Origin of the sequence: Halomonas lysinitropha, from assembly GCF_902500215.1 — a bacterium.
GTDB lineage: Bacteria > Pseudomonadota > Gammaproteobacteria > Pseudomonadales > Halomonadaceae > Halomonas > Halomonas lysinitropha.
In genome coordinates this window covers 12248-29734 of sequence record NZ_CABVOU010000049.1, presented here as the reverse complement: position 1 = coordinate 29734, position 17487 = coordinate 12248, and the positions used below count along the sequence as shown (strand labels likewise).

Below are 17487 nucleotides of genomic sequence, written 5' to 3'. Positions count from 1 at the left end.
CTGAGGGCCTCGCCATGGAACGTGTGGCCATCCTGGTCGACGTCCAGAACGTCTACTACACCACCCGCGAGGCCTTCGGCCGGCACTTCGACTACAGCGCCTTCTGGGCGCGCTTCGCGGCCGGTCGCGAGGTGGTGGTGGCCAATGCCTACGCGGTGGACCGCGGCGACCCCCGCCAGCAACAGTTCCAGGCCATCCTGCGCCGCATCGGCTTCACCGTGAAACTCAAGCCCTACATCCAGCGCCGCGACGGCTCGTCCAAGGGTGACTGGGACGTGGGCATCGCCCTGGACGCCATGGAGGCCGCACCGCGGGTCGACCGGGTGGTGCTGGTCTCGGGCGACGGCGACTTCGATCTGCTGGTCGAGCGGATGCGCGATCGCCACGGGGTAGCGGTGGAGGTGGTCGGCGTGGAGCGGCTCACCGCCGATTCGCTGATCCGCGCGGCCAGCCACTTCGTGCCCATCGAAGGGGAGTTGTTGCTTTAGGCCCTCTGAGGCCTGACTCTGGGACATCTCCACGATTTTCAGGATGATCGCAGCATTTTCCTCGCGAGTCCCGGTGGCTACCCCTTTGGGGTCAGACCCCGGCCAAGCCGCCAGGCCCAGCATGATGCACGATTCGAGCGGTTATACCCTCCGCCGGGGTCTGACCCCAAAGAGGCGCGTAGGCCTGCCGACGGATCAGTCCCGAGCGATGCTGCTATCCGCGATAGGTCCTTGCTCCGGGTGTGATCGGTGACCATAACCGGTACAATCGCGCCCCCGTTTCATGCACTGATTGGACCCCTCATTGATCTCCACCGCCAATATCACCATGCAGTTCGGCGCCAAGCCGCTGTTCGAGAATGTCTCCGTCAAGTTCGGCAATGGCAACCGTTACGGCCTGATCGGGGCCAACGGCTGCGGCAAGTCCACCTTCATGAAGATCCTCGGCGGTGACCTGGAGCCCTCCTCAGGGCAGGTGATGGTCGACTCCAGCACCCGGCTCGGCAAGCTGCGCCAGGACCAGTTCGCCTTCGAGGACGAGCGGGTCATCGACACCGTGATCATGGGCAACGAGGAGCTCTGGCAGGTGGCGGCCGAGCGCGAGCGCATCTACTCGCTGCCCGAGATGAGCGAGGAAGACGGCATGGCCGTGGCCGACCTCGAGGTGCGCTTCGCCGAGCTCGACGGCTACACCGCCGAGCCCCGGGCCGGCGAGCTGCTGCTGGGGCTTGGCATCCCGCTTCATCAGCATACCGGCCCCATGAGCGAGATCGCGCCGGGCTGGAAGCTGCGCGTGCTGCTGGCCCAGGCGCTGTTCGCCGACCCCGATGTGCTGCTGCTCGACGAGCCCACCAACCACCTGGACATCAACACCATCCGTTGGCTGGAGGACATGCTCACGGCGCGCAGCAGCACCATGATCATCATTTCCCACGACCGCCACTTCCTCAACAGCGTCTGCACCCACATGGCGGACCTGGACTACGGCGAGATCACGCTGTTTCCCGGCAACTACGACGACTACATGACCGCCGCTACCGCCGCGCGGGAACGCCAGCACGCCGACAACGCCAAGAAGAAGGCGCAGATCGCCGAACTGCAGCAGTTCGTCAGCCGCTTCTCGGCCAATGCCTCCAAGGCCAAGCAGGCGACCTCCCGGGCGCGGCAGATCGACAAGATCAAGCTCGAGGATATCAAGCCCTCCAGCCGGGTCAGCCCCTTCATCCGCTTCGAGCAGACCAGAAAGATCCATCGCAATGCCGTCAACGTCGAAGCCATCACCAAGGGGTTCGCCGCAGAAGCGCCGCTTTTCGAGCGTTTGTCGATGACCGTGGAAGCCGGTGAGCGCATCGCCATCATCGGCCCCAACGGCATCGGCAAGACCACCCTGCTGCGCACTCTGGGCGGCGAGCTGCATCCCGATGCCGGAGCCGTGCGCTGGACCGACAGCGCCGAGCTCGGCGTCTATGCTCAGGACCATGCCGACGATTTCGCCTTTGATGCCACCCTGTTCGAATGGATGGCACAGTGGACCCAGGGTGGCGAGCAGGAAGTGCGCGGCGCTCTGGGCCGAATGCTGTTCTCCAGCGACGACATCGGCAAGTCGGTCAAGGTGATCTCCGGCGGCGAGCAGGGCCGCATGCTGTTCGGCAAGCTGGCCCTGACCCGGCCCAACGTGCTGCTGATGGACGAGCCGACCAATCACCTGGACATGGAGTCCATCGAGGCCCTCAACCTGGCCCTGGAACACTACCCCGGCACCCTGATCTTCGTCAGCCACGACCGCGAGTTCGTCTCCTCCCTGGCGACCCGCATTCTGGACATGAGCGAGCAGGGGATCACCGACTTCAGCGGCAGCTACGATGACTACCTGCGTAGCCAGGGGCTGTTCGGCTGACGCAGACGCCCGGCGACTCTCCTTGCGCCGCAAGCCCGCGAGTTGATATGCGTCAAGCGTGATGGACGCGACTTGGCTAGGATGAACTCATCATCCGCCCGTTTCAGGGCATCAGTGGGAGGAGTCGCAATGCGTTTTCATCAGGTCAAGGAGCTGGTCGCCTGGGCGGCCGATTACCACCGCAGGCTCGCGGCGCAGTATGACCAGCTGGCCGAAGGCGGTGTGAACGATCGGGTGCGCATGGCGCTGGAATACCTCGCCGAGCACGAACGCAAGATGCAGGCCGAACTGGACGACTACCTCGCGGAAGAGCGCGATCATCGCAAGGTTCTCGAGACCTGGTTCGATGATCCGGCTGACTTTCCCCATGCCCCCACGCTCGATCGCCTGACCGAATGCATCTCGTGCGACAGCGTGCAGGATGTGCTTTCCACGGCCTTGACCATGCACAGGACGCTGCAGGACCTGTATGCTCATCGTGTCGAGCGGGCATCCATGGAGGCCGAGCGCGAGTTCTTCACCTCGCTTTCCAGCGGCCACGAGGCCGAAGTTCGGCGGATTGCCCGCGATATGCAACGACTCGAGGACTACTGAGGAGAAAGCGATGTCGGATCAGATCCTGTCACTCAAGCTGCTGGGCTACTGGACGGACGAGCAGCTTGGCGAGATTCCTGACATATCGGGGATCTTCTGTGTCTACGCCGGCACGGCCGCAGCCGATGGCGAACCCGGCATCGAGCGACTGCTCTATATCGGTGAATCCGGCGACGTGCGTCAACGCATTCGCCATCACGAACTGCGCGCGGAGTGGACGCGCCGCCTGGAGCCCGGGGAGACCCTCTGCTACAGTATCGCGGCGGCGACCTATGTCTACCGCGAGCGGCTCGAGGCGGCCTTGGTGAATGTTCACAAGCCACCGGTGAACCAGGACTACATCGATCGCTTTCCCTTCGACAAGACCGAGATGCACTTGCGCGGTCGGACCGACAAGTTGATGTCCCAGTTCATCGTCGAGCGTAGCGACTGATGGCGAATGAACGGCAGCTGGCAAGGCGCCGGCTGCTACCGCGTCTTGAAGCACGCCTCGCGGATCCATCGGGAGATGAAGGCGAGACGCTGGCGGCGAATCTGCTGCTGCATGATGCCGCCCGGGCGAGGGCCAGCGACATTCATCTCGACCCTTCCCGAGAGCGATGGCGCATTCGCCTGCGCATCGACGGCCGTATCATCGATGCCCTCGAACTCGATGTCGGCGATGGCGTTCAACTGACCAATCAGTTCAAGGTGCTCGCCGGGCTGGATCCCACGCCCTCGCGGGTTGCCAGCGAAGGCAGTTTCAGCTGGACCTCCGACGCGGAAGGCGTGGAAGAGACCTTCCTCAGGGTCACCGCCGTGCACTGTGTCGCCGGGGAGAAATTGGCCATCCGCTTTCTTGCCCCGCCGCCGTCCTTTCATGACCCCCTTGCCCTGGGGATCGGCGAGCAGGGGGCTCGAGGGATTCGCCGCTGGATGGATGCAACGGGCGGCATGCTGCTGGTGGCAGGCCCTACCGGGGCCGGCAAGACCACGACCCTCTACACCCTGCTGAATCAGCTGCGCCTCACCGAGAGTCACGTGGTGACGCTCGAGGATCCGGTGGAGTATTCCATCTCCGGCATCAACCAGATTCAAGTGGACGCGAAAAGCGGGCTCGACTTCGCTAGCGGCACGCGCTCCATGTTGCGCCTGGATCCGGACTATGTGTTGATCGGCGAGATCCGGGACACGGGCTCTGCGGCGGCGGCCGTCAGTGTGGCCAGTAGCGGTCGCTCGCTGATGGGGACCCTGCATAGCCGCGATGCCGTTGGCGTGGTCTCCATGCTGCGACAACTCGAACTGGAGGATGCCGAGATCAGCGCCAGCCTCGGCATGGTGATCGCCCAGCGCCTGGTGCGCCGGCTCTGCGAGCACTGTCGAGAACGCTGGCCGACGCCGTCCCGGGATGTCGAGTGGCTCGAGGCGGTAGGGCTCGAGGCCCCCGACTCTGCCTGGGTGCCGGTGGGCTGCGAGCAGTGTGACGGTCTGGGCTACCGGGAGCGGACCGGCGTCTTCGAGATCTGGCAGCCTACCCCGGAGGATCATGCCCTGCTGTTGCGCCATGCCGATGACGCCATTCTGCGACGCAGCCTGAGGGAGCGGGGCGAGACCCTGATGATTGCCGATGGCCTGGCCAAGGCGGCCGCCGGCATCACCTCCCTGCGCGAGGTCTTCCGGATGGGTGCTATCCTGCCCGGCTGATGCGCCCGCCGCCGGGAGCTGATCCCCATGGGAGTCCCGCCATCGCCTCCTGACAGTTGGGCGTCAATCCGGTATAACAACGGTCAGCGCGCCTTTCATTTTCCGCATGTCACCGAGATGCCACCGATGAAGCACCTGTCCCGTCGCCGCTTCGGCCTGCTGGCACTGTCTTCGCCCTTGCTGCTGCTGGCTCCGCACGCCTCAGCCAACCTCATGGAGAGCCTGCTCTCCCGCGCCATTGTTCCTCGCCACGACAGCGAGCTCTGGGTGCTGGTCGAGGACGGTGAAGCGGCGCTGAGTGTCTACCGCGGCAATCAGCTGCTCGAGCGCTTCGAACCCGTCTCGCTGGGGCGCGGTGGGGCCAGGCCGCAGCGTCAACGGGGTGATCGCGCCACGCCACTCGGCGAGTTCCGGGTCAACCGCTTCAATCACCGCAGCAAGTTCCACATCTTCATCGGGCTCGACTACCCCACGCCGACCCACGCCCGCATGGCGCTGGAAGCCGGGGTCTACAGTCAGCAGGACTATGACGACTACTTCTCCTACTACCGTCGGCACGGCTATCCGCCGCAGGAGACGATCCTTGGCGGCTTTATCGGCATCCATGGTGTCGGCGAGGGAGATACTGACATCCACGAGCGATTCCATTGGACGGAGGGCTGTGTCGCGGTGACCGACTCGCAGGTCGAGCGCCTGTCGTCATTGATCGACATTGGCACACGCGTCGTGATCCGCTAGGCTTTACATACGCTAGGGACGTTCTAAGCTGTGGACAAGCGCCGTTGCATATTATAAAACAGCGTTTGACTCCTGTGCTTCGCAGCAGAAGTCGCTGCAAGAAGACCTGCTTTCGCAGGAAGCCTGATTTCAGGCAACATCAACGCAGTACCCAAGGAAGACCCAAGGAGAACACCATGACTCTGAAGACTACCCTCAAGCTGACCGCCGCTGCCGCATCCCTGGCCATTCTGGCTGGTTGTGCCTCCACCAGCGCCCTGGAAGACGTTCGCATGACCGCCGAGTCTGCACAGGCCGACGCTGCCGAAGCACGCAGCATCGCCACCCAGGCGCAGAACACCGCCAACCAGGCACAGCGCGACGCTCGTGCGGCCCTGCAGATGTCCGAGCAGAACCGCGAAGAGATGAACCGCATGTTCGAGCGTTCCATGCGTAAGTGATCGCTTTCGACCGCCCATCAGGGCGGTTGTAGAGCCTTCAAGACAGGGGCCTTGCCGTTCACGGCAAGGCCCCTGTTTTTTTGGTTGAAGTGTGCTATTCATCCTGTGGCAGCACTGTTGCCCTTGTGGGAGCGAACGGCTCGATGCTTCTCCTTCTTTTGCGATGGGTGGCCTCTTAATCGCGACATGAATGTCGCTCCCACAACAGGCCGATGGCAGTGTGACCTTGTGGGAGCGATGCTTGCATCGCGATGGGGTTGCTGCCTCTGCGCGATCAGGCCAGCAGAGGCTCAGCCTTCCTCGGGCTGGCTCTCGCGGGACTCGGTATCGGCGGCGATCAGCTCCAGGCGATCCCAGAGCGTTTCCGGGGTCGGTTTCGGCGTGCTGGTATCCAGCGCCACGGGCATGCCCTGCGGCACCTCCACGACCTCGCGCAGGCGCGCATAATCCACCGGATAGTCGAGCCCGCTGGTCGCCGTGTCGACCTGGGCGAGGGCCTCGGTGATGCGCTGCATGGTGGTGCCGTCCTCTTCGTCCAGGTAGGGATAGGCCTGGACATGCAGGGTCCCGTCGGCCCAGCCGAGCTTGAGCGTCTCGTTGATCAGCTTGACCTGGGTGCCGATGGGCAGGCGTGGGAAGAGGGCCTCGATGTCCTCGGGCAGCATCCTGATACAGCCGTGGGTCACGCGCATGCCGACGCCCTCGGGGCGATTGGTGCCATGGATCAGGTAACCGGGGATGCCCAGGCGCATCTTGCGCGAGCCCATCGGGTTGTCGGGGCCCGGTGGCACCACGCTGGGGAGCGGGTCACCGGCCTCGGCACGCTCGCGGCGGATCGACGCCGGCGGGTACCAGGCCGGGTTCTTGACCTTCTCGGTGATGCGGGTGGTGCCCAGGGGGGTCTTCCAGTCCATGCGCCCCACGGCGATGGGGTAGGTCTCGACGCGTGGCGTTTCGTCCTCCTCGGCCGGGGGATAGTAGTAGAGACGCATCTCCGCCACGTTGACCACCACCCCCTCGCGGGGCCCCTCGGGCAGGATGAAGCGGCCGGGAATCACGACCGCGGTGCCCGCGAAGGGCGCCCAGATGCTGACATCCGGATTGGCGCGCACCATCTCCTCGTAGCCGATACCGTGCTCGTGGCCGATATCGATCAGGGTATCGCCGCTCTCGGCGACGACTTTGTACACCTCGCCGACCAGGTCACCCTCCTCGGGAAGGGGATAGTAGCCACGCGGCCACTCCTCGGTGCTGGCATGGAGCGGTGTGATCAGGGCGGCGCAGAGACCCAGTGTCGTGGCGAATCGGGCAAGGTGCCCGAGCGGGGGGGAATGTTTCATCGAGGTTTTTCTCTAGGTTGCCGTGGTCAGGGCTGCGATGGGCCCATCCTGGGCGTCATGACCCTATAGTATCGCCCGGGCGGCCGGGAATTTCAGGGATTTCGTTACGCCGCTTCGGCCTTGCGGTTGAGGATGTCGAGAAGCTGTTCCACCACCTGGAAGCGGGTCTCTTCCTTTTCCATCGGGGCCTCGAAACGCAGGGTGTCGGCGCCATCCAGGCGGTAGCGATCGGGGTCGCGCTGGATCAGCTCGACCAGCACCAGCGGATCGACGGCGGTCTGGCTGCCGAAGATCACGCGGCCCTTCTCGGGACCGGCCTCCAGGCGGGTGATGCCCAGGCGCTCGGCACGCTGGCGCAGCCGGGTCTGGCGCAGCAGGGTCTTCACCGGGGCCGGCAGCAGGCCGAAGCGGTCGATCATCTCCACCTGCAGCTCCTTGAGTTCGGCCTCGTCATTGGCGTTGGCGATGCGCTTGTACATCACCAGGCGCTGCTGGACGTCGTGGAGGTAGTCGTCGGGAATCAGGGCCGGCAGATTGAGGCTGATCTCGACCCCCTGCTCCAGCGGCGCCTCGATGTTGGGCGTGCGGCCCTCGCGAATCGCCGTCACGGCGCGATCGAGCATCTGCATGTAGAGGCCGTAGCCGACGGCCTCCATCTGGCCGCTCTGCTCCTCGCCAAGCAGTTCGCCCGCGCCGCGGATCTCCATGTCATGGCTGGCCAGGGTGAAGCCGGCACCCAGGTCCTCGGCGCCGGCGATGGCCTCCAGCCGCTTGGCGGCATCCTTGGTCATCACCCGGGGCGGCGGGGCCAGCAGGTAGGCATAGGCCTGGTGGTGGCTGCGCCCGACCCGGCCGCGCAGCTGGTGGAGCTGGGCCAGGCCGAACTTGTCGGCCCGCTCGATGACGATGGTGTTGGCGCTGGGCACGTCGATGCCGGTCTCGATGATGGTCGAGCAGACCAGCACATTGAAGCGCTTGTGATAGAAGTCGGACATGATCCGCTCCAGCTGGCGCTCCGGCAGCTGGCCGTGGGCGACGCCGACCCGGGCATCGGGCACTAGCTCGCGCACCGTCTCGGCGGCGGTCTCGATGGTCTTGACCTCGTTGTGCAGGAAGTACACCTGGCCACCGCGCAGGATCTCGCGCAGGATCGCCTCCTTGATCACCGCCTCGTCACGCTGCTGGACGAAGGTCTTCACCGAGAGGCGCCGGGCCGGCGGCGTGGCAATGATCGACAGGTCGCGGATGCCGCTCATGGCCATGTTCAGGGTGCGCGGGATCGGGGTGGCGGTCATGGTCAGGATGTCCACCTCGGCCCGCAGGCTCTTGAGGCGCTCCTTCTGGGCCACGCCGAAGCGGTGCTCCTCGTCGATGACCAGCAGCCCCATGTGGGGCAGTTTCGTGCTCTTCGACAGCAGCTTGTGGGTGCCGATGACGATGTCCGCCTGACCCGCCTCGATACGCTTGAGCGACGCGGCCTGACCCTTGCCCGCCGTGAAGCGCGAGATCAGCTCGATATTCACCGCGGTGTCGGCGAAGCGGTCGCGAAAGTTCTCGTAGTGCTGGCGGGCGAGCAGGGTGGTGGGCACCAGCACCACCACCTGGCGGCTGGAGTGCACGGCGAGGAAGGCCGCGCGCATGGCGACCTCGGTCTTGCCGAAGCCCACGTCGCCGCAGACGACCCGGTCCATGGGCCGCGGGGCGGTCATGTCGCCGATCACGGCCTGGATGGCGGCGCGCTGGTCGGGCGTCTCCTCGAACGGGAAGCTGGCGGCGAAGCGGGCATACTCGGCGTCGGGCGGTGCGCAGGCGAAGCCCTCCTTGGCCTCGCGGCGGGCGTAGATGTCGAGCAGCTCGGCGGCGGTGTCGCGGATCTTCTCCGCGGCGCGGCGCCGTGCCTTCTCCCACTGGTCCGAGCCCAGCCGATGCAGCGGCGCCAGCTCGTCGTCGGCCCCGGCATAGCGGGAGATCAGGTGCAGGCTGTCCACGGGCACGTAGAGGCGCGCTCCGTCGGCGTACTCCAGGGTCACGAACTCGGCGGCCTGGCCACCGGCCTCGATGGTCTCGAGCCCCTTGTAGCGGCCCACGCCATGGGCCTGGTGGACCACCGGGGCACCGGGGCGCAGCTCCGAGAGATGTCGGATCGCCAGCTCGCTGTTATCGGTGGCCCGTTCGCGGCGGCGGCTCTGACGGACCACCTCGCCGAACAGCTCGGTCTCGCTGATCACCGCCAGGTCCGGGTCGGTCAGCCACAGGCCGGCGTCGATCTCGCCCTCGGTGATGGCCAGGCGCGCCTCGCTTTCCAGGAAGGCGGGGAAGTCCTCCACATGGCGCAGCTCGAGCCTCAGCGGCCCCAGGGTCTCCTCCAGGGCCTCGCGGCGGCCACGCGACTCGGCGACGAACAGCACCCGGGTGGCGGAATGCTCGGTGAGGAAGCTCTCCAGCTCGGCCAGCGGCTGCTTGGCCCGGGCGTTGACCGTTACCGTCGGCGGCGTCCGGGTGGCGGGCACCACGGCATGCCGATGCTCGGTGTCGTCGGTCAGCGCCACCCGCGGGTGGCGCTTGATGGCGCCGAACGCCTCGGCGACGGGCACGAAGGCGCGATGGGGCGGCAGCAGCGGCCGGGTGGAGTCGACCCCGAGGTTCTCGAAGCGGCTCTCGATGGCCGCCCAGTGGTGCTCGGCGGCCTCGAACACCCCGGGCAGCATGGCCACGCGGGTGCCCTCGGCCAGGTGCTCGAAGAGCGTGGCGGTCTCTTCGAAGAACAGCGGCAGGTACTGCTCCAGGCCGGGGGAGGGGATGCCCTTGAGGGCGTCCACATAGAGCGGGCACTGGCGCGGGTCGACGTCGAACAGCGTCTCGAAGCCGTCGCGGAAGCAGGCGATGGCGCTGCGCGACAGCGAGTATTCGTGGGCGGGCAACAGCTCCACCCGGGCGACCCGGTCCTGGCTGCGCTGGGTGTCCGGATCGAAGTGGCGCAGGGTGTCGATCTCGTCATCGAACAGGTCGATGCGCAGCGGCGCTTCGGCGCCCATGGGGAAGAGGTCGATCAGGGCGCCGCGCAGGGCGTATTCACCGGGCTCGTAGACCGTTTCCACGGCCCGGTAGCCGGCCCGCGACAGGGCGTCCCGGAATCCCTCGCGGTCCAGGGTCTGGCCGGTTTCCAGCGTCATCACGCGCCCGGCGATGTAGTCCACCGGCGGCAGGCGCTGCATCAGGGTGTTCATGGCCGCCAGCACGATGCCGTGTTCGCCGTCCTGCAGCCGGCGCAGGGTGCGCAGCCGCTCCGAGACGATATCCTGGTGCGGCGAGAAGCTGTCGTAGGGCAGCGTCTCCCAGTCGGGGAAGGGCAGCACCGGCAGATGACCGTAGAAGCCCAGGTCGCTCTCCAGGCGCTGGGCCGTAGCCGTGTCGGGGGTGATCACCAGCAGCGGGGCATCCTCGGCCAGGTGGGCCAGGGCCAGGGCGGTGGCGCTGCCCGGCGGGGTCTGCCAGTAGAGAATATCGCGCAGCCCCTGGGGGCGCGGCGGGTCGAGCGGCGAGAAGTTCGGCATGCTATCGGTTACCCAACCGTGGTCGTGAACGGCGTGCGGAGACGCGCCATGATACCAGCCTCGCGGCCGGCCTGTAGTCTGCGACAGGTTTCTGTAAATCGCCTACAGCGGGTGCGACCATCCTGCAATTGCCCCGACAGGTGGCGCCCCGGATAATACCCAGGTAATTTCACCCCCTGTTCCCACCCAGTAGAGGTCACCCGTGAGTCAGCAAGCCCTCGATACCGTCTTCCAGGAATGGCACGACAACCAGGCGATCGCCGAGCAGATGATCCCGATGATCGGCAGCCTCTACCGTCACAACAACGTGGTCGTGACCATGTTCGGGCGGTCGCTGTTCAACCGTAGCGTGATCCGCATCCTCAAGGATCACCGCTACGTGCGCAAGGTCGAGGGAACCGAACTCTCCGTCCAGGACACCTTTCCGCTGGTCAAGGCGATGACCGAGCTCAATCTGGGCCCGGCCCATGTCGACGTGGGCAAGCTCGGGGTGGCCTTCAAGGCGCAGGGCCGCGACCCGGTGACCTTCCTGCGCGACGAGCTGGCCGAGATCGTCGATGCCCACGATGTCGCCGGCCACAACGGTCAGCCCAAGGACGTGGTGCTCTACGGTTTCGGCCGCATCGGCCGGATCCTGGCGCGGGTGCTGATCGAGAAGGCCGGTGGCGGCAACCTGCTGCGCCTGCGGGCCATCGTGGTGCGTGGCCGGGGCAACATCGCCAAGGACCTGGAGAAGCGCGCCAGCCTGCTGCGTCGCGATTCGGTGCACGGCCCCTTCAACGGCACCATCAGCGTGGATGCCGAGGCGCGCACCATCACCGCCAACGGCAACGTCATCCGGGTGATCTACGCCGACTCGCCCGCCGAGATCGATTACACCGATTACGGCATCGATAACGCCGTGGTGGTCGACAACACCGGCATCTGGCGCGACGAGGAGGGCCTCGGTCAGCATCTCCAGTGCCAGGGCGTGGCCAAGGCGATCCTCACCGCCCCGGGCAAGGGCAATATCGCCAATATCGTCTACGGCATCAATCATCAGGACATCGGCGATCAGGATCGCATCCTCTCCGCGGCCTCGTGTACCACCAATGCCATCGTGCCGGTGCTCAAGGTGCTCAACGACGAGTTCGGCGTCGAGCACGGCCACGTCGAGACCGTGCACTCCTACACCAACGACCAGAACCTGATCGACAACTACCACAAGGGCGACCGCCGCGGCCGCAGCGCCCCGCTCAACATGGTGCTCACCGAGACCGGCGCCGCCAAGGCGGTGGCCAAGGCGCTGCCGGAGTTCGAGGGCAAGCTCACCGGCAACGCCATTCGGGTACCGACGCCCAACGTCTCCATGGCGATCCTCAACCTGCGTCTGGAGCGGGAAACCGACGCCGAGGCGCTCAATGACTTCCTGCGTCGCATGTCGCTGGACTCGCCCTACCAGAAGCAGATCGACTACGTCGACTCACCCGAGGTGGTCTCCACCGACTTCGTCGGCAACCGCCATGCCGGCATCGTCGACGCCAAGGCGACCATCGCCAACGGCAAGAATGCCGTGGTCTATGTCTGGTACGACAACGAGTTCGGCTACAGCTGCCAGGTGATCCGCATCCTGCAACACGTTTCCAACGTGCACTTCCTCAAGCTGCCCCGCGCCAAGGGCTGAAGGTCAGGGGCAAGGAAGCAAGGAAGCAAGGAAGCAAGGGGAGGAGCCTCCTTGTTTCCTTTCCTTGACCGCTTGCCCCTTGACCCCTTGACCCCTTGCCCCCTTGACCGCTTGCCCTTGGCATCTCCCCGAGACACTTTTACCCTTGTCACGCAACCGCCCTCAGTTGCGACCATAGGGCAGGTGGTCATCTTTCACGCTTCTCTTTATAATACGATAGATTTTTCGGGGTGGTTCGAGCATGTCTCGGGCCTGACTGGTAACGTACTGAATACAGAAGAATTCGAATCCATTCGAACCCTTTCTTCAGCTATCCGATCCATCAACTGGGCGAGACTATGATCGAAGTCAAGAAAGGCCTGGATCTCCCCATCGCGGGGACACCGGAGGCGCATATCGAGGATGCGCGACCGGTGCGCCATGTGGCCGTCCTGGGCACCGACTATGTCGGGATGAAGCCGACCATGGAGGTCAGTGAGGGGGACAAGGTCAAGCTGGGCCAACTGCTCTTCACCGACAAGAAGATCGACGGGGTGCGCTTCACGGCGCCGGCGGCCGGCGAGGTCGTCGCTATCAACCGTGGCGAGAAGCGCAAGCTGCTCTCGGTGGTTATCAAGGTCGACGAGACGGAGGAGGCGGTCGAGTTCAAGGCACACGGTCGCGACAAGCTCGAAGGCCTCGAGCGCCAGGCCGTCGTCGATCAGCTGGTCGAGTCGGGGCTGTGGACCGCGCTGCGCACCCGGCCCTACTCGCGCAGCCCGGCCATCGATAGCTCGCCGACCGATATCTTCGTCACGGCCATCGATACGCATCCGTTGGCCGCGGATCCCGTCGGCATCATCAACGAGCAGGCCGAGGCCTTCGAGGATGGGCTCAAGGTGCTGGCTCGGCTGACCGAGGGCCAGGTCTACCTCTGCACGGCGCCGGATGCGCGTGTGCCGGGTACCGACGTCAAGGGCGTCCAGCACGAGACCTTCGACGGTCCGCACCCCGCCGGCCTGGTGGGCACCCACATCCATCATCTGTCGCCCGTGGCGCTGCACAAGCGGGTCTGGCACATCGGCTACCAGGATGTCATCGCCTTCGGCAAGTTCTTCGCCGAGGGCAAGCTGGACGTTCAGCGCGTGATCGCCGTGGGCGGCCCGCGCGCCGAGAACCCGCGCCTGCTGCGTACCCGCATCGGGGCCAGCACCGACGAGCTGCTCGACGGCGAGGTCATCGATCCCGACGGCACCCGCGTCATCTCCGGCTCGGTGTTCGCCGGCGCTACCTGCGAAGGCAGCCTGCGCTATCTGGGCCGTTTCCATCATCAGGTGAGCCTGCTCGAGGAGGGCAACAAGCGTGTCTTCATGGGGTGGATATCGCCCGGCAAGAACCGCCACTCGGTGATGGGCATCTACCTGTCGAAGATCACCGGCCTGAACCACTATGCGCCGACCACCTCGACCAACGGCTCCGAGCGCGCCATGGTGCCGGTGGGCATGTACGAGGAAGTGATGCCGCTGGATATCCTGCCCACCCAGCTGCTGCGCTCACTGATCGTCGGCGATATCGAGACGGCGATGCAGCTTGGCTGCCTGGAGCTGGATGAAGAGGACCTGGCACTCTGCACCTATGTGTGCCCCGGCAAGTACGAGTACGGTCCCATCCTGCGCGACAACCTCACCATGATCGAGAAAGAGGCCTGATGATGGCTATTCGACAGACACTCGACAATCTCGAACCCCACTTCCACAAGGGGGGGAAGTACGAGAAGTTCTATCCCCTCTTCGAGGCGGTGGACACCATCTTCTATGCGCCACCCGATGTGGCCAAGACCACGGCCCATGTGCGTGACGGTGTCGACCTCAAGCGCATCATGATCACCGTCTGGCTGTGTACCTTCCCGGCGATGTTCTTCGGCATGTGGAACGCCGGCTGGATGGCCAACTCGGCCATCGCCGAAGGCTTCACCTCCATGGGCACCTGGCGCGAAGCGATCATGATGACGCTGGCCGGCGGCCATGACCCGGGCAGCCTGTGGGCCAATCTGGTGCTGGGCGCCACCTATTTCCTGCCCATCTACCTGGTGACCTTCGTCGTCGGGGGCTTCTGGGAGGTGCTGTTCGCCATCAAGCGTGGCCACGAGGTCAACGAAGGCTTCTTCGTCACCTCCATCCTCTACGCCCTGATCCTGCCCGCCACCATTCCGCTGTGGCAGGTGGCCCTGGGCATCACCTTCGGCGTGGTGATCGGCAAGGAGATCTTCGGCGGTACCGGGAAGAACTTCCTCAACCCGGCGCTGACCGGCCGCGCCTTCCTCTATTTCGCCTATCCGGCGCAGATTTCCGGTGACGCGATCTGGGTGGCGGCCGACGGCTACAGCGGCGCGACCGCGCTCTCCGTTGCCTTCCAGGATGGCATGGCGGCCGTCTCCAGCCAGTGGAGCTGGTGGGACGCCTTCCTCGGCTTCGTGCCGGGCTCCGTGGGGGAAACCTCGACCCTGGCGATCCTGATTGGCCTCGTCGTGCTGCTGTGGACCAAGATCGCCTCCTGGCGAATCGTGCTCGGGGTCTTCCTCGGCATGGTCGCCATGAGCGCGCTCTTGAATCTGATCGGCTCCGACACCAACCCGATGTTCGCCATGCCCTGGTACTGGCACCTGGTGGTGGGCGGCTTCGCCTTCGGCATGGTGTTCATGGCGACCGACCCGGTGTCCGCCTCGATGACCAATCAGGGGCGCCTGATCTTCGGCGCGCTCATCGGCGTCATGACGGTGCTGATCCGTGTCGTCAACCCGGCGTTCCCCGAAGGCATCATGCTGGCGATCCTCTTCGCCAACCTGTTCGCGCCGCTGATCGACTACATCTTTGTTCAGGCCAACATCAAGCGCCGCATGCAGCGCACCGGTGTGCCGGCCGAGGAGACTGCCTGATGGCACAGAGCAACAACTCCATCAAGAAGATCCTGACGGTGGCGTTCGCACTTTGCATCGTGTGTTCGATCATCGTCTCCACCGCGGCGGTGGCCCTGCGTTCGAAGCAGCAGTTCAACCAGGAACTGGATCGCAAGACCAACATTCTCGAGGTGGCGCAACTCTACGAGTCCGGCATGGACGTGAACGAGACCTTCGAGTCCGAGATCACGCCGCGGGTGGTGGACCTGCGCAGCGGGGAGTACACCGACGAGTTCGACCCCTCGACCTATGAGGGCTTCCAGGCGCGTCGTGACCCGGCGGCCTCTCGCACCCTCTCGGGGGAGAAGGACATCGCCGGCCTGACTCGCCAGGAGAACTACAGTACCGTCTACCTGGTGGGCGATCCGGACGACCCCGAGCAGATCATCCTGCCGATTCGCGGCCAGGGGCTGTGGGGGCTGATGCGCGGCTTCCTCTCCGTGGAGGGCGATGGCAACACCATCGTTGGCATCACCTACTACGAGCATGCCGAAACGCCCGGTCTGGGCGGCGAGGTCAACAACCCGCGCTGGCAGGCCCAGTGGGAAGGCAAGGAGATCTTCGACGAGGAAGGCGAGCTCGCCCCCGCCATCGCCCTGGTCAAGGGCGGTGCCAGTGGCGAGACCGAGGTCGATGCGCTCTCCGGTGCCACCCTGACCAGCAACGGCGTGACCAATATGCTGCAGTTCTGGCTGAGCCCCGAAGGCTTCGGTGACTACCTGGCGCGGTTCCGCGAGGGGATCGACCGGGCCGAAGCGCAGGACGCCAACGTCGAACTCGAAAGTAGTGGAGGAGCCTGATCATGTCTGCTGCGAACGCAAAGAGCGTCCTGACGACGCCGATCTTCAAGAACAACCCCATCGCCCTGCAGATACTGGGTATCTGCTCGGCCCTGGCGGTGACCACCAGCATGAGCGTCTCGCTGGTGATGACGCTGGCGGTCATCTTCGTGACGGCCTTCTCGAATCTGTTCGTGTCGCTGATCCGTCACCATATTCCGTCGTCCATCCGCATCATCGTGCAGATGACCATCATCGCCTCACTGGTCATCGTGGTGGACCAGATCCTCAAGGCCTACGCCTACGAGATGTCCAAGCAGCTGTCGGTGTTCGTTGGCCTGATCATCACCAACTGCATCGTGATGGGGCGTGCCGAAGGCTTCGCCATGACCAATACCCCGGGAATGTCCTTCCTGGACGGCATCGGCAACGGTATCGGCTATGGCTTCATCCTGATGACGGTGGGCTTCTTCCGCGAGCTGCTGGGTGCCGGCAGCGTGTTCGGCTTCACCGTGCTGCAGCCCGTGCAGGACGGCGGCTGGTACGTGCCCAACGGCCTGCTGCTGCTGCCGCCCTCGGCGTTCTTCATCATCGGCCTGATCATCTGGGTGCTGCGCGCCATGGACCCGGGGCAGGTCGAGGAGAACGAATTCAAGATGAAGGCCAATACCCAGCCGAAGGAGGCCGTGTAACATGGAACATTATATCAGCCTGTTCGTCGCCTCGGTCTTCGTCGAGAACATGGCCCTGGCCTTCTTCCTGGGCATGTGTACCTTCCTGGCGGTGTCCAAGAAGGTCTCCTCGGCCTTCGGCCTGGGCATCGCGGTCATCGTGGTGCTGGGCGTGACCGTGCCGGTCAACAACCTGGTCTATAGCCTCCTGCTGCAGGAAGGCGCCCTGACCTGGACCGGGATCAGCGGTGCCGAGAACATCGATCTCTCCTTCCTGGGTCTGCTCTCCTATATCGGCGTCATTGCCGCCCTGGTGCAGATCATGGAGATGTTCCTCGACAAGTACGTGCCCGTGCTCTACAACGCGCTGGGCGTGTTCCTGCCGCTGATTACCGTGAACTGCGCCATCCTGGGTGGCGTGCTGTTCATGGTCGAGCGTAACTACAACTTCGGCGAGTCCGTGGTCTACGGCCTGGGCGCCGGTACCGGCTGGGCGCTGGCCATCACGGCCCTGGCCGGCATTCGCGAGAAGCTCAAGTACAGCGACGTTCCCGACTCCCTCCAGGGGCTGGGCATCACCTTCATCACCGTGGGGCTGATGTCGCTGGGCTTCATGTCCTTCTCCGGCATCCAGCTCTGAGTCAGGTCGTGCTCTCCCGGCGGCCGTATGGGTCGCCGGGGTCCAGGCAACGTCAAGCAATAGGA

15 protein-coding genes are annotated in these 17487 nt (G+C 65.0%); 13 read left to right on the top strand and 2 right to left on the bottom strand.

What is annotated here, in order from left to right; genetic code table 11:
- Nucleotides 1-14: 14 nt before the first annotated feature.
- From HALO32_RS17760 to HALO32_RS17730, 7 genes are all read left to right on the top strand, one after another.
- Nucleotides 15-488: a LabA-like NYN domain-containing protein gene (locus HALO32_RS17760; protein ID WP_151445239.1), complete on the top strand. Its 474-nt coding sequence runs from the start codon at nucleotides 15-17 to the stop codon at nucleotides 486-488.
- A gap of 304 nt (nucleotides 489-792) precedes the next feature.
- Nucleotides 793-2385 (top strand): ABC-F family ATPase, encoded by a 1593-nt coding sequence (locus tag HALO32_RS17755; RefSeq protein ID WP_151445238.1) that lies wholly within the window; start codon nucleotides 793-795, stop codon nucleotides 2383-2385.
- Between the two features lie 129 nt (nucleotides 2386-2514).
- Nucleotides 2515-2979: a 2-hydroxyacyl-CoA dehydratase gene (locus HALO32_RS17750; protein ID WP_151445237.1), complete on the top strand. Its 465-nt coding sequence runs from the start codon at nucleotides 2515-2517 to the stop codon at nucleotides 2977-2979.
- Between the two features lie 10 nt (nucleotides 2980-2989).
- Nucleotides 2990-3412 carry a GIY-YIG nuclease family protein gene (locus HALO32_RS17745; protein WP_151445236.1) on the top strand — a complete coding sequence of 141 codons (423 nt, stop codon included), beginning with the start codon at nucleotides 2990-2992 and terminating at the stop codon, nucleotides 3410-3412.
- Entirely contained in the window at nucleotides 3412-4662 is a 1251-nt protein-coding gene (locus HALO32_RS17740; RefSeq protein ID WP_151445235.1) for a GspE/PulE family protein, read from the top strand. The genes HALO32_RS17745 and HALO32_RS17740 overlap by 1 nt, the downstream gene beginning before the upstream one ends.
- A gap of 126 nt (nucleotides 4663-4788) precedes the next feature.
- A complete protein-coding gene (locus HALO32_RS17735) occupies nucleotides 4789-5400 on the top strand; it encodes a L,D-transpeptidase family protein (RefSeq protein WP_151445234.1) in 612 nt (203 codons plus the stop codon).
- 176 nt (nucleotides 5401-5576) lie between these two features.
- A complete protein-coding gene (locus HALO32_RS17730) occupies nucleotides 5577-5840 on the top strand; it encodes an Lpp/OprI family alanine-zipper lipoprotein (protein WP_151445233.1) in 264 nt (87 codons plus the stop codon).
- 290 nt (nucleotides 5841-6130) lie between these two features.
- Here the strand turns inward: HALO32_RS17730 and HALO32_RS17725 are convergent, their stop codons facing one another.
- The gene (locus HALO32_RS17725) at nucleotides 6131-7180 is read right to left on the bottom strand and encodes a L,D-transpeptidase family protein (protein WP_151445232.1); all 1050 of its coding nucleotides are present in this window, start codon (nucleotides 7178-7180) and stop codon (nucleotides 6131-6133) included.
- 104 nt (nucleotides 7181-7284) lie between these two features.
- Nucleotides 7285-10734 (bottom strand): transcription-repair coupling factor, encoded by a 3450-nt coding sequence (gene mfd, locus HALO32_RS17720; protein WP_151445231.1) that lies wholly within the window; start codon nucleotides 10732-10734, stop codon nucleotides 7285-7287.
- Nucleotides 10735-10936: 202 nt separating this feature from the next.
- On the opposite strand from mfd, the gene HALO32_RS17715 reads away from it, so the two are divergent.
- The 6 genes from HALO32_RS17715 (at nucleotide 10937) to nqrE (ending at nucleotide 17422) form a co-directional block, all read left to right on the top strand.
- Complete coding sequence (locus HALO32_RS17715) at nucleotides 10937-12397, top strand: glyceraldehyde-3-phosphate dehydrogenase (RefSeq protein ID WP_151445230.1); 1461 nt, start codon at nucleotides 10937-10939, stop codon at nucleotides 12395-12397.
- 338 nt (nucleotides 12398-12735) lie between these two features.
- A complete protein-coding gene (locus HALO32_RS17710; RefSeq protein ID WP_151445229.1) occupies nucleotides 12736-14085 on the top strand; it encodes a Na(+)-translocating NADH-quinone reductase subunit A in 1350 nt (449 codons plus the stop codon).
- A complete protein-coding gene (locus tag HALO32_RS17705; protein WP_151445228.1) occupies nucleotides 14085-15311 on the top strand; it encodes an NADH:ubiquinone reductase (Na(+)-transporting) subunit B in 1227 nt (408 codons plus the stop codon). The genes HALO32_RS17710 and HALO32_RS17705 overlap by 1 nt, the downstream gene beginning before the upstream one ends.
- Nucleotides 15311-16132, top strand: coding sequence for a Na(+)-translocating NADH-quinone reductase subunit C (locus HALO32_RS17700; protein WP_151445227.1), 822 nt, complete (start codon nucleotides 15311-15313; stop codon nucleotides 16130-16132). The genes HALO32_RS17705 and HALO32_RS17700 overlap by 1 nt, the downstream gene beginning before the upstream one ends.
- A gap of 2 nt (nucleotides 16133-16134) precedes the next feature.
- Entirely contained in the window at nucleotides 16135-16803 is a 669-nt protein-coding gene (locus HALO32_RS17695) for an NADH:ubiquinone reductase (Na(+)-transporting) subunit D (RefSeq protein WP_151445226.1), read from the top strand.
- A gap of 1 nt (nucleotide 16804) precedes the next feature.
- Complete coding sequence (gene nqrE / locus HALO32_RS17690; RefSeq protein WP_151445225.1) at nucleotides 16805-17422, top strand: NADH:ubiquinone reductase (Na(+)-transporting) subunit E; 618 nt, start codon at nucleotides 16805-16807, stop codon at nucleotides 17420-17422.
- Nucleotides 17423-17487: the final 65 nt, after the last annotated feature.

What these genes read in the sequence shown, in the direction of transcription:
- HALO32_RS17760 (WP_151445239.1), top strand. Translation starts at nt 15, where the DNA reads ATGGAACGTGTGGCCATCCTGGTCGACGTCCAGAACGTCTACTACACC.
- HALO32_RS17750 (WP_151445237.1), top strand. Translation starts at nt 2,515, where the DNA reads ATGCGTTTTCATCAGGTCAAGGAGCTGGTCGCCTGGGCGGCCGATTAC.
- HALO32_RS17745 (WP_151445236.1), top strand. Translation starts at nt 2,990, where the DNA reads ATGTCGGATCAGATCCTGTCACTCAAGCTGCTGGGCTACTGGACGGAC.
- HALO32_RS17740 (WP_151445235.1), top strand. Translation starts at nt 3,412, where the DNA reads ATGGCGAATGAACGGCAGCTGGCAAGGCGCCGGCTGCTACCGCGTCTT.
- HALO32_RS17735 (WP_151445234.1), top strand. Translation starts at nt 4,789, where the DNA reads ATGAAGCACCTGTCCCGTCGCCGCTTCGGCCTGCTGGCACTGTCTTCG.
- HALO32_RS17730 (WP_151445233.1), top strand. Translation starts at nt 5,577, where the DNA reads ATGACTCTGAAGACTACCCTCAAGCTGACCGCCGCTGCCGCATCCCTG.
- HALO32_RS17725 (WP_151445232.1), bottom strand. Translation starts at nt 7,180, where the DNA reads ATGAAACATTCCCCCCCGCTCGGGCACCTTGCCCGATTCGCCACGACA.
- mfd (WP_151445231.1), bottom strand. Translation starts at nt 10,734, where the DNA reads ATGCCGAACTTCTCGCCGCTCGACCCGCCGCGCCCCCAGGGGCTGCGC.
- HALO32_RS17710 (WP_151445229.1), top strand. Translation starts at nt 12,736, where the DNA reads ATGATCGAAGTCAAGAAAGGCCTGGATCTCCCCATCGCGGGGACACCG.
- HALO32_RS17705 (WP_151445228.1), top strand. Translation starts at nt 14,085, where the DNA reads ATGATGGCTATTCGACAGACACTCGACAATCTCGAACCCCACTTCCAC.
- HALO32_RS17700 (WP_151445227.1), top strand. Translation starts at nt 15,311, where the DNA reads ATGGCACAGAGCAACAACTCCATCAAGAAGATCCTGACGGTGGCGTTC.
- HALO32_RS17695 (WP_151445226.1), top strand. Translation starts at nt 16,135, where the DNA reads ATGTCTGCTGCGAACGCAAAGAGCGTCCTGACGACGCCGATCTTCAAG.
- nqrE (WP_151445225.1), top strand. Translation starts at nt 16,805, where the DNA reads ATGGAACATTATATCAGCCTGTTCGTCGCCTCGGTCTTCGTCGAGAAC.